Here is a 12,007-nt window from a genome sequence, read left to right as displayed (position 1 = left end):
CTTCGGCCTCTTTTTTATTTCATTTTTTTAATGCGCAATCGTTTGGCTGGCGTATAATGCCCCTAAATTGATGCGCTTTGACCTAAAGCCGCTGATTTCATTTTTTATGTTCTTAAACCTATGGAGTAAGCAAAATGCAAAAGCTCGCTGAGTTGTATCGCGGCAAAGCAAAAACCGTGTACACCACTGAAAACCCGGATTTGCTGATTCTTGAGTTCCGAAATGATACATCAGCACTGGATGGCCAGCGCATTGAGCAGTTTGATCGTAAAGGCATGGTTAACAACAAATTTAACCATTTCATCATGAGCAAACTGGAAGAGGCGGGGATCCCGACTCAGATGGAGCGCTTACTCTCTGATACTGAAGTGCTGGTAAAAAAGCTGGAGATGGTTCCGGTTGAATGCGTGATCCGCAACCGTGCCGCAGGCTCGCTGGTGAAGCGCTTGGGAATTGAAGAGGGGACGCCTCTTAATCCACCACTGTTCGATCTGTTCCTGAAAAACGATGCTATGCACGATCCGATGGTGAATGAATCATACTGCCGTACTTTTGGCTGGGTAAGCGAAGAAAACTTAGCCACCATGAAAGCACTGAGCTACAAAGTTAACGATGTGCTGAGCAAGATTTTTGGCGATGCAGGACTGATTCTGGTCGATTTCAAACTTGAGTTTGGTTTATTTAAAGGTCAAGTTGTTCTGGGTGATGAGTTCTCACCAGACGGTAGCCGCCTGTGGGATAAAGAAACGCTGAACAAGATGGATAAAGACCGCTACCGTCAAAGTTTGGGCGGCCTGATTGAAGCCTATGAAGAAGTTGCGCACCGTATCGGCGTCAAACTCGATTAAGCTTGCCGCTAAAAAACAGCAGAGGTGAAAGCCTCTGTTGTCATTTTTATGACCTGCCAATGAATTGAAATACCACCTATCTCTATCTGCAATGATGTATTTCATTATCTGATTTCTCCTTTTTATGGTATTCACGCCAGCAATTTCCTACCATTAAGGCATCATGTAATTTCTGAGGTTTAACTATGCGCTGGCAAGGGCGTCGTGAAAGCGACAACGTTGAAGATCGACGTGGAGATTCCACGGGTTCGTCCGGTGGTTTAGGCGGCGGTGGTTTTCGTGTACCGCGTGGTAAAGGTGGACTAATTCTGCTGGTGGTTGTACTGGTTGCGGGATATTACGGCGTAGATTTAACGCCGCTGCTTAACGGTGAAGCGCCCGTTGGTCAAACTCAAACCCAAAGCCAACAGGTTAATTCGCCAGAAGATAACCAGATGGCTAAATTTACTTCCGTTATTTTGGCGTCGACTGAAGACACCTGGAGCCAGTTGTTCCAGAAAATGGGGAAACAGTATCAAGATCCTAAACTGGTGCTCTATCGTGGTGCTACGCGCACGGGGTGTGGCACGGGTCAGTCGGTAATGGGGCCTTTTTATTGTCCAGCAGATAAAACCGTGTATATCGATCTCTCTTTCTATCAAGAGATGAAAGATAAGCTGGGTGCTGACGGTGATTTTGCTCAGGGTTATGTGGTCGCGCATGAGGTTGGGCACCATGTACAAAACTTGCTGGGCATTGAGCCGAAAATTCGGCAGATGCAGCAAGGGGCAAGCAAGGCTGAGCAAAACCGCCTCTCGGTGAAAATGGAACTTCAGGCTGACTGCTTCGCTGGCGTGTGGGGACATTTCATGCAGAATCAGCAAGTGCTGGAGCAGGGCGATTTGGAAGAGGCTCTGAATGCTGCTCAGGCGATTGGCGATGACCGTTTGCAACAACAGAGCCAAGGCCGAGTGATCCCAGACAGTTTTACTCACGGAACATCTGAACAGCGCTACACATGGTTTAAGCGCGGTTTTGACAGCGGGAATCCAAATAGCTGCAATACCTTCGCATCAGCCAACTGATCAAGGTATTCATACCCTGCACATTAATGTGTAGGGTATGGAATCAACGTGATAGCGCCGCCGTATGCCAATAATTCGAGTATAATCCCCTGATATCTTTGCTAACTACGCAGACTCTTATGCCGCTTTCTTCTTCTATCCCCTCAATGCAGCGAGCAGGTATTCGCCGTTTACTTATCGTTAGCGGGGATGCTGATTGGCATCAGCAGGTTATGGCAGAGATTTTGCCCACGTTGTGTTTACCGGTTCTGTGGGTTGGTGAAAGCGCGCCGCAAGGGGTAAGGTCTATTGCTCCCCATCTTGCCAAAGGATTATTGGGGCAAGAACTCGGGCATGTGGTTTTTAATGCAGCAGCAGGATTTCACGCTGAAGCGCTAGCCGCGGTGGCTGGCGCTATCAGTGCAGGGCATTGGCTTATTGTCTTAGTTCCTGACTGGGAACAATGGGATAGCAAACCAGATCTCGATAGTCTGCGTTGGAGCGAACAGCCGGAACCTATTGCCACTCCTCATTTCGTTCATCATTTTCAACGGATGGCGCTAGAACAGCCGGAAATTGCTATTTGGAAGCAAAATAGCGAGCAAAAAATCCCTACGCTGAAACTGCGCCCTGAGTGGCTGCGTCCAAATGGATTGCCCACGGCCGAGCAGACACGTATTTTGCAAGCGCTGTTGAACAATAAGCAGCCTATTAACGCGGTGATTGGTGAGCGTGGTAGAGGAAAATCAACGCTGGCAGGTATGCTAGCTGAGCGTGTAAAAGGCAAATGCTGGGTCACTGGGCCAAGTAAAATGGCAACGCAAATGTTGTCACAACAAGGCGAAGGCGTTGAATTCTATGCGCCAGACGCACTGCTAGAACAATGCCGACAACAAGCGCCTGAAGATGTTGATTGGTTGCTGATTGATGAAGCCGCCGCGATCCCTGCTCCCCAGCTGCGTGAGCTCATCGCGTTTTTCCCCCAAGTGTTATTAACCACAACCGTACAAGGGTACGAAGGTACTGGACGTGGTTTTCTACTAAAATTCTGTGCTTCTCTGCCCTCTTGTCGAACCTTTTCCTTAGAACAGCCTATGCGTTGGGCAATCAGCGATCCCGTTGAGTCTTGGCTAAAGTCTTTGTTGTTATTTGAAGAGCCGCAAGAGCCACAAGTAAAGGCTATTGAATTTAAATCGAAAAAGCTGAGTCAGTCCGAATGGCTGTCTTGCCCAAATAAAATGTGTGATTTTTATACGTTCCTCACCAGTGCACACTACAAAACAACGCCGCTGGATTTACGTCGTTTAATGGACGGCGTCGGCAATCATTTGTATGGCAGCTTTGCTGGCGATGTTATTGCAGCTGCGCTGTGGATTGTTGATGAGGGGGGATTAGATGAATCACTTGCTAAAGCTGTTTGGGCCGGTCAACGTCGGCCTAAAGGAAATTTAGTTGCTCAATCTCTTGCCGCCCACGGTGGTCAATGGCAGGCGGCGGTATTGCGTTCTCGTCGAATAAGCCGAATTGCGGTATTTCCAGCATGGCGACGCCAAGGCGTTGCGAAATCGTTGGTGGTTTCTGCTATTCAACAAGCTCGAGAAGAGGGACTTGACTTTGTTTCTGTTAGTTTTGGGTATACGCCAGAGCTTTACCATTTCTGGCATCAATGTGGCTTTGAGCTCGTGCGTTTTGGTACCCACCTTGAGGCAAGTAGCGGTTGCTATACTGCGATGGCAATGCTGCCCTTCAATGCGCATTCGCGGTCACTTTTGGGAAAATTACGCCTACGTTTACGGCGCGATGGGTACTTTATCCAACAAAAACTCAAACTTCAGTTGCCCTTGGAGGTGGTAAAAGATCTATCTCTAAATAGTGATGACTGGGATGAACTTCACGGTTTTGCATATTTTTCACGCCCGCTTGAAGTTTCTATTTATGCGCTCATTAGGTGTGCTGATAAATTTCCTGATAATGCAGGAATTTCCATTCTTAATGATTTTATAACTGAAAAAATGGGCATTGATTTGTTATGTAAAAAATACAAAATTTCAGGTAAAAAGGCTCTGGTAGCTGTATTGCGGAATCTTATATCTGATTTTATAAAACATTCCAAAAAATAGCGTTTGTGTTTGTTTTTTTATAATTTAAGTGTCACATATAGTCTGTTGAGTTTCTATTATATTTCTTTGTTTTTAGTGATTTTGTTTTATTTAATTCATGATTAATGCAATTGATATTATGGCGCTGGTAATCTGAAAGGTTTTTTATTTTAGTTCGTTTAATTTGTTATCTATTTAAAATGTTTTTTTAGTTGAATTAAACTTACCTCTTAATTATTATTTAATTCCGCTGAATCTTGGCGAACACACTTTCAAATAGCAGTATATATTTTAAAAGTATCAACAATTCATAACTATATTCATCTCTGATGGGTTATGGATTAACGTTGCCTATAATGAGGGAATAACAGATGTCTTCTTGGAAGAAAAAGACGGCTTTATCGCGTCTGGCATTGGCTTGCTCTATGGCTATCGCGGCGCAAGCTGCAGTAGCTGCTACAAATGATATTTCAGGTACTACATACGAAACGTATGTTCATGATCCAATTGCTTATAGCAATCATGTCGGCTACACCGGGTATGTTGGTTGGGATCACGATGCTGATGGATACTACAACGGCAATATTTACCCAGTAATTAATAAATCAGTCGTTAACGGTGTTATTTCAACTTACTACCTTGATGATGGTGTTGACGGTACGGCAAACACGCTGAATATTTCTAACAGCACAGTCCACGGTATGATTACGTCACAGTGTATGACTTCTGAATGTACTGATGGTGATTATGTCCGCGATTATTACCAAGACACATTGCAGTTGACCGTTGATAATTCAACAATTGATGATACTTATGAGCATTATGATTATGACGTTACCACTGATGGTGTTCGTGATCATGATGTAGTAGATACATATAAGTATGGCAACGCAATTACGCTGGATCAGGAAGCAAATGTTGTTATCCAGAATAACTCTCATGTTGCAGGTATTACCTTAACGCAGGGCTACTATTGGCCAGATGATGTAACCAATAATCCAGAAATCTTCACAGATACTTTAACTGTTAAAGATTCTGTGGTGACTTCAGGTGCGTACTCTGAACTGGGAAATACTGGTTTTTATGGTCAATCTAACAAACCAAGTGACTATGCTGGAACAAACGATGCTGGCAATGATGACGCAGCACTGATTGTTACTGCAAGCCACTCTGATAACGCTATGCAAACCACCGCAACGTTTGATCATTCAACGTTAACTGGCGATGTTCTGTTCTCTAGCGTGTTTGATAATAACTTTGATCCCGTTGGTCATGATTCTAATGGCGATGGCGTTAAAGACACCAATGGCTGGGATGATCAAGATTCGTTAAACCTGACATTAACCAATGGCAGCAAGTGGGTTGGTGCTGCAATGTCTGACGTTGAACGCACTAATACTCTGTATGACTACAGCCCTAATAGCCTGTGGCCAACGGATGAATTCAATGCCGATGGCGATCTCACTTCAGCATCTGTTTATCAGAGCGGTTTGTTCAACGTAACTCTGGATAATGCTTCTGAATGGGATACTCGTAAGTCTTCCAATATTGACACTTTGACCATCAATAATGGTTCACAGGTTAACGTTGTGAATTCGAGCCTGTTGGCTGACAGCATTACACTGAATAACGGTTCATCAATGCAGATCGGCGATAGCAACAGCGCAGGGACTACCATCCCTGACACGACTGGCTATAACGACGGTGTTGCTACTGATTCACTGAACATCAACAGCGGCAGCCAAGTTAAACTGACTGAAGAAACTGCGGCTCTGTATGCCAATACTATTACTGTCACCAACGGTGGTGAACTGAACTTAGGTTTGGGCCAGACCGACACTCATAAACTGGTATTAAGCGATGGCGGTGTTCTTAATGTAGGTAGCCGTGAATACGTCTTGAATTCAGATATGGGTAATGCGCGTTATGTTACCAATGACGTAAATGCGACGGGTTATGACCACGGTGTTGTGGCTATCAACTCTGACGGTCACTTAGCCGTTAACGGCGATGTGAGCGGCAACTACAACGTGCGTATTGATAACGCAACCGGCAAAGGCTCTATTGCTGATTACAAAGATAAAGAAGTTATCCGCGTATACGACAATAATGCTGACACGCATGCAACCTTCACTGCGGGCAACAAAGCTGATTTGGGGGCATATACTTATGAAGCACAGCAACGTGGCGATACTGTCGTTCTGAACCAGCGTGAATTGACTGATGCGGCTAACATGGCGCTGAGCATTCCTTCTGCTAATGCCAATATCTGGCATATGGAGCAGGATACTCTGGAACGTCGCCAGACTCAGACTCGTGATAGCGTGGGGGATGCTGGTGGTGCATGGGTCAGCTACTTCGGTGGCCATGTCAACGCTGACGGCGGCGCTGTTAACTACGATCAGGATATCAACGGCGTTATGATTGGTGTTGATAAAGTTATCGACGGCAACTACGCAAACTGGCTGATTGGTATGTCTGCAGGCTTTGCAAAAGGCGATGTTAGCGACCATAGCGGTAGCGTAGATCAGGATAGCCAATCTGCTCGTATCTACTCTTCAGCTAAGTTTGATAACAATATCTTCTTGGATTCATCATTGAGCTACGCGCATTACAGCAACGATTTGGATGCTGATATGAGCAACGGCGACCATACTTCAGGTTCAACCAGCAACGACGGTTGGGGCTTCGGTCTGAAACTGGGTTATGACATTGCGCTTGATACCCAAGGTAAACTGAGTCCGTATGCGAGCGTTTCAGGCCTGTTCATGGATAGCGATAGTTATCGTACCAGCAACGGCATGGCTGTTAACGATCAAAGCTACGACAGCATGCGTTATGAAGCGGGTATCAATGCTGACTACCGCTTTGACTATGCGAACGAGCAGTCTCTGACTCCGTACTTCAATCTGGCCTACGTTTATGACGATGCTGGTAGCAATCACGGCAAAATCAATGGCGACAAGATTGATAACGGTCAAGGTGGTTCTGCAGTGCGCGTCGGAGCAGGCGGACAGTTTAACTTCACTAAGAACTTCAGCACTTACGCGGGTTACAGCTACTTGGGCGGCAGCGATGTTGACCAACCATGGGCTCTTAACGCTGGCGTGAAATACAGCTGGTAATCCATTCATACTAGGAGATAGCTGTATGCAGAGGTTATTGCTAGCGTCCAAGTGATAACTTTTGTGCTGAAAGGATTTCGGGCAGTTATCGGGTATGAACTCCCTCTGTAGCTTAGGCTACAGAGGGAACTCCAATGAATGAAATGGCCTCTTTAGTGAGGCCATTTTTTTGCATTTTTTTCTGGTCGTTGAATCAGACGATTGTGCAAAAAAATAGAACAACATCATCAGGGAAACCCGATTTTCCTGTGAACTCTTAGGCGTATAGTATTCCTCAACAGATGATGTCGATGAATGACATCTTTTTATCCAGCGAGGAGTCTCTAATGAAACACGAACATCATGTTGTCCAAAGCCCTGCAACACCGGCAGAGCAGCTGATTTTGCTGTTTCATGGCGTTGGTGATAACCCTGTCTCAATGGGAAGCATTGGCGAGTATTTTGCCCAAGCGTTTCCACATTCACTGGTTGTCAGCATAGGCTCTCCTCACTTGACCCCAGGTGGGCAAGGGTTACAGTGGTTTTCCGTGAGCGGTGTGACGGAAGAGAATCGCATTGAGCGCGTTAATGAAGCGATGCCACAGTTTATTGATATTGTGCGGTATTGGCAGCGAGTTGCTCATGTGAATCCAGCTGCAACTGCGTTAGTTGGCTTCTCGCAAGGCGCTATCATGGCTTTAGAAGCCGTGAAAGCCGTACCTAATTTAGCGGGAAGGGTCGTGTCGTTTAGCGGTCGCTTTGCAGCATTACCGGAAAAAGATTTGGGCGATACCGTCGTGCATATGATCCATGGTAGCGAAGATCGGGTGATTGCCATTGAGCATGCGCAACACGCGGCTGAAAAAATGCGTGAGCAGGGCTCCGATTTTACTTTGGATATCGAGACGATTGGTCATGCGATTGATCAAAATATGATGGATTTAGCGCTTGACCGTTTACGTGCATATATCCCCCAGCGCTACTGGGATGAAGCTATAAGCGGGAAACGCGGCGATCTGATTGCGTTTAAATGATCATTTAGTAGATCAACAAAGGGCAACGCAAGTTGCCCTTTGTTATATGAAGAGAAGAGCGGCGGCTTATTGTTTTTTTGGCCAGTCGTCGTCCTTGTCCCATTCTGCGTTATTATCACGATGCGGAGGCAATTCAGGTTTATTGCTCAAAAAACTTTTGTGGTCAACTTTGAGCAAAGCTTTCATCCCATTCCAGACCATCCCAATCAAAACTAGTAGAATTATCCACCAGTAGTCGGCTAACCATTGCATAGTTATCACCTTTTAAAATCATTATTAATCAATTGGTTAAAATGCAAAGGTCATTATTAGTCAAAATTAAATCATAATCAGGTGGCGACTTTAACCCATTCACTACCACGATTATCTTGATATTTTGCTGTCATCACTGCTGACTTATGGCCTAGCAACCGTTGGGCAAACTCCGTCCCTTTCTCTTCAGTATACAGCCTTGCGGACAGACTTCGTAATTCATGAAAACTAGGTGGTTCTTTTTCCCACTGGATGCCGGATAGTTCTCTCGCTTTAGCAAATCCCCTCGCCATCGTTGTCGTTGTCAATTGAGTCCCAGTTTGTGAACAGATGATGTTATCGAATCTGCCAAACAGCACCTTACAGCGATCAACCGTATCCTTTAGGCTAACTCCAGTTGCATCGAGGGTTAGGCTCAAGTCAATGACAAGTTTATTCCCTGTCTTTTTCTGCTCAATCCATAGCATCCCATCACGAATATCTTTCCATTTTATCTTACTGATATCACTCACTCGCTGTCCCGTCATTAGCGCTAATTCGATGCTAAGCGGGATCCAAGGCTGAAGGGCAAGAGAACAGTGGTAGATTTCTTTGTACTCAGAAAGAGATAAGCGCGACCTCTTAATCTCTGATCGGGGGTTCCTCGTCGCTTCTACAGGGTTGTTGGTAATGTGGCCATCAGCAATTGCCTCTCTAAAAATGTCTAGCAACGCAATTCGCATTAACTTAGCCGTCGTTGTTTTTCCGTCTGCTGAGTATGAGGCCAGTATGGAAGCAATGTCCTTTGTCGTAATGCTCTCAACTGGAACGTTATCGATGATAGTTCGTAAGATGCGTATCTTTCCGTTGTACTCTTTCAATGTTTTGGGCTTTAGCCCTCGGCTGTCTATAACTTTAGAGTAATGGTCTAGCCAGTCATGAAAGAGCATTGACGCTTCAGTTGACAACCTATCGACAAGCCTAGTTGATACACTATCCATTAGCTGAAGATTGGCCTCGATAGCCTGATTTACTGCATCACGCTTTACCTTTCCAAGTCCGTATTCCTTACCCGTCCGTGGGTCTCGGTAGCAGTAATATCCGTTATTTCTGACGTACAGATTTGGAGGCAGATCGCGGCGAGTGTGACTTCTGTTCCGTGCCATTTTTAATTCTCATCAGAAGAGTGCCGGGTGATTTTGTTGGCTGAGCATTAACGCGTTTTTCTGCGTCCTCGCGAACAAAGTATTGATGACCATCAAATATTGGCGGCGGCCATATCTGACCATTCCGAGCCCAGCGGCGTATTGTTTCCATATTCTTTGGTTTGGGAAGTGTTTTGTTCCATTGCTCAAGTGTTAGCATCATTTATCCTCAAACTGCCCATTCAAAACGCCAATAGTCCAAAGGAACCTAACGAATGGAATTCCGAGAGGTTTAATGGTTTCGTAGTGGCTGAGAAGAATGGGGCGGGTGATTGTGTCGATGTTGGTTTTTTTGGGCGCGGACTTTATTGCAGATTTAATTGCTTCGTTGCATCGCCGAGCCACATTGCGGATCGCGTTGTCTTGTTCTGCTGTCATGTCATGAAATAACTCCAAATCATCACCAAAGCCCTCTATCAATGCCTTTCAGGAATATTTTCCGTATCTCATTGCTTAGCCAAATCATGCGTGCAATGCAGGCGAGCCCAGCAACCGTACCAATTAAAGTAATCCAGTCCATTAAGCCGCTTTCACTCCTTGCTGGAACTCGATATTGCAACCGACCTCGTTACCCCACGAATGCCAACCGTCAGCCTGCTGACGTGCAAATAGCTCAATGCGAGGCACTTCGCCTAGCAAGCTGACAAGCAGATCGCGAAATTCAGGTGGCTTGGCGCTATGTTCAGCGCGGTGGAAAGTTTGATGCTGACATATCGCTGCGTTAAATCGCTCTGGCAGCCGGCCACGAAGCCGGGCACTATCGGTGCATTCGTTACTGGTAAGTTCACCGCGTCAGTAGATGGCAATGAAGAGGCGATCCTTTATGTCGCTGATTACGATTATCTGCGCTGCCAGACAGTCGACGACGCAATCCCTGTTGGTGAGTTAGTCGTTGGCATCCAGCCAATGCAAGGGATGTTCCTGAACGTCCGCGCCGCTGCTGGAACGTATAAAAAAGGCCAGCCGCTCTCAATTGCCAATGGGCAGGTGAAAGCACACGCAAGCGGTGAATCTATCCGCGCATTCGTCGAAGAAGACAAAGCATACACAACTGCCGCGGGTGATCTGCTGCGTGTCGTGATTAAGTAAGGAGAGCCTGAATGTTTGTATTCTCTAAAAAGCTGGGTGAAGAGACCGGCAACTACGAAGTTAACCAGCTTCAATTTAATGAACTGAAGACAGCCCGAGCGCAGGGTGCACAGGCAGCAGCAGACTTTATTGGCCGTAGTCGTGGTATCCGTGAAGATGCTGGTCGTTTAGATGCAGCCAATGCTGTAGATGACATTAAGCGTCTATACCGTGCCTATGACCAAACAGTTCTGGCGCAGTTTGAGCCTAATACTGAATTCACTTTGCTGAATGACCTGATCCCACTGTCGCGCTCTGTCCGCTTGGAGGAGTCCGTGTACGAATACGCTCGCACCGGCGGCCGTGGTTGGGCTCATACCTCGATGTCTGGTCAGATTGGTGCCGCATTGGATGCCCGCGCCTACAGCTTTGATGGAACGATGGTTCCAGTGCATGACTCTGGTTTTAAGTTCCATTGGCGTGATCCAATCTTCAATAAAGGCTCTGCGCTGGCCTCTCTGTCAGATGCTCAGACAGGTTCTGTTGAGGATGTTCGCCGCCAGTACGTGGATTACATGTTCAACGGCTTCCGTGACTCCGAAGGTAACTATGTGACCTTTGATGGCAAAACATGGAAAGGCCTGAAGAATGATGATCGCGTTGGTCTGGTTGATTTGGGCGCATCTGGCCTGAACATTGACTTTACTTCTCCTACTGCGACTTCTGAGCAGATCCGTAATGCTGCGATTAAGCTGCGCGACACGCTGAAAATCACAAACAGCATGTATGCACAGCAAACTTGGTATGTATCCAGTGACATCATGTCTAACTTGGAGCGCTTCTTCAGCGATAACTACCAATCAGGCACCATTCTTCAGGAATTGCTCAAACTGTCTGGTATTGCGGCAATCAAAGAAGATGCTCAGCTTACTGGGAACCAGATCCTGATTGTTCCATTGGGCGCTGGTGTTATTGCTCCGGTTGTTGGTCAGGCAATCGGCACCGTTGCGGATCCACGTCCGTTCTACAACTCAGATTATATCTGGCGTACTTGGGGCGCTATGGGCTTGATGGTTAAGCAGGACATCAACCTGAAACATGGCGTTATCTACGCACACAGCTAAAGGGCTTTCTAATGGCACTAGTTAAAGTGGTTAGCAATAACCTGTTCTCTGGTGCCAACCTCCAGAAATTGGCGGTTGGTTCACAGGTGAATGTTGATAATTCAACAGCAGAAAAATGGGAGAAGTCCGGATTGGTGGAAGTTCTTGAGAAGCAGACCTTTGAGGTTGCAACTCCTGCGGAGGGCGCTGATGCTCAGACCGAGCAGACCGAGCAGACTGAGAAGCCAGCAAACTCGAAAAAGGCTAAGTAA

General features: G+C 46.2%; 12 protein-coding genes and 1 pseudogene. 8 read left to right on the top strand and 5 right to left on the bottom strand.

The features are described from left to right. Positions 1-134: 134 nt before the first annotated feature. The 5 genes from purC (at position 135) to ypfH (ending at position 8,128) form a co-directional block, all read left to right on the top strand. The gene (purC, locus tag CPY98_RS14575) at positions 135-848 is read left to right on the top strand and encodes a phosphoribosylaminoimidazolesuccinocarboxamide synthase (RefSeq protein ID WP_025797460.1); all 714 of its coding nucleotides are present in this window, start codon (positions 135-137) and stop codon (positions 846-848) included. Positions 849-1,033: 185 nt separating this feature from the next. Beyond that, a complete protein-coding gene (locus tag CPY98_RS14570) occupies positions 1,034-1,912 on the top strand; it encodes a neutral zinc metallopeptidase (protein ID WP_043494736.1) in 879 nt (292 codons plus the stop codon). Between the two features lie 119 nt (positions 1,913-2,031). Continuing rightward, positions 2,032-4,011, top strand: a complete 1,980-nt coding sequence (locus tag CPY98_RS14565) for a tRNA(Met) cytidine acetyltransferase TmcA (RefSeq protein ID WP_231899418.1) — start codon at positions 2,032-2,034, stop codon at positions 4,009-4,011. A 350-nt stretch (positions 4,012-4,361) separates the two neighbouring features. After that, positions 4,362-7,115: an autotransporter outer membrane beta-barrel domain-containing protein gene (locus CPY98_RS14560; protein WP_043494731.1), complete on the top strand. Its 2,754-nt coding sequence runs from the start codon at positions 4,362-4,364 to the stop codon at positions 7,113-7,115. Between the two features lie 326 nt (positions 7,116-7,441). Further along, entirely contained in the window at positions 7,442-8,128 is a 687-nt protein-coding gene (gene ypfH / locus CPY98_RS14555; protein ID WP_096388212.1) for an esterase, read from the top strand. Between the two features lie 66 nt (positions 8,129-8,194). Here the strand turns inward: ypfH and CPY98_RS14550 are convergent, their stop codons facing one another. The 5 genes and pseudogenes from CPY98_RS14550 to CPY98_RS14530 form a co-directional block, all read right to left on the bottom strand. Further along, complete coding sequence (locus tag CPY98_RS14550) at positions 8,195-8,380, bottom strand: YpfN family protein (protein ID WP_025797467.1); 186 nt, start codon at positions 8,378-8,380, stop codon at positions 8,195-8,197. 77 nt (positions 8,381-8,457) lie between these two features. Continuing rightward, positions 8,458-9,525: a tyrosine-type recombinase/integrase gene (locus CPY98_RS14545; protein WP_096388211.1), complete on the bottom strand. Its 1,068-nt coding sequence runs from the start codon at positions 9,523-9,525 to the stop codon at positions 8,458-8,460. Continuing rightward, the gene (locus CPY98_RS21140; RefSeq protein WP_367882898.1) at positions 9,464-9,676 is read right to left on the bottom strand and encodes an excisionase; all 213 of its coding nucleotides are present in this window, start codon (positions 9,674-9,676) and stop codon (positions 9,464-9,466) included. The genes CPY98_RS14545 and CPY98_RS21140 overlap by 62 nt, the downstream gene beginning before the upstream one ends. A 47-nt stretch (positions 9,677-9,723) precedes the next feature. Next, positions 9,724-9,942 (bottom strand): hypothetical protein, encoded by a 219-nt coding sequence (locus CPY98_RS14535; RefSeq protein ID WP_096388210.1) that lies wholly within the window; start codon positions 9,940-9,942, stop codon positions 9,724-9,726. A gap of 141 nt (positions 9,943-10,083) precedes the next feature. Further along, positions 10,084-10,314, bottom strand: a pseudogene (locus tag CPY98_RS14530) (MT-A70 family methyltransferase); the annotation flags it as partial. Between CPY98_RS14530 and CPY98_RS14525 the strand changes: the two are divergent. Genes CPY98_RS14525 through CPY98_RS14515 form a run of 3 tightly spaced genes read left to right on the top strand, consistent with a single transcriptional unit; the run spans position 10,267 to position 12,007 of the window. Further along, positions 10,267-10,653 carry a hypothetical protein gene (locus tag CPY98_RS14525; protein ID WP_231899470.1) on the top strand — a complete coding sequence of 129 codons (387 nt, stop codon included), beginning with the start codon at positions 10,267-10,269 and terminating at the stop codon, positions 10,651-10,653. The pseudogene CPY98_RS14530 and the gene CPY98_RS14525 overlap by 48 nt on opposite strands. A gap of 11 nt (positions 10,654-10,664) precedes the next feature. Then, entirely contained in the window at positions 10,665-11,756 is a 1,092-nt protein-coding gene (locus CPY98_RS14520) for a major capsid protein (protein ID WP_096388209.1), read from the top strand. Between the two features lie 11 nt (positions 11,757-11,767). Continuing rightward, positions 11,768-12,007 (top strand): hypothetical protein, encoded by a 240-nt coding sequence (locus CPY98_RS14515; RefSeq protein WP_096388208.1) that lies wholly within the window; start codon positions 11,768-11,770, stop codon positions 12,005-12,007.

The organism is Hafnia sp. CBA7124, assembly GCF_002355555.1.
GTDB classification, from domain to species: domain Bacteria; phylum Pseudomonadota; class Gammaproteobacteria; order Enterobacterales; family Enterobacteriaceae; genus Hafnia; species Hafnia alvei.
Note: the sequence above shows the minus strand (reverse complement) of the source record. Positions and strands in the feature narration are given on the sequence as shown.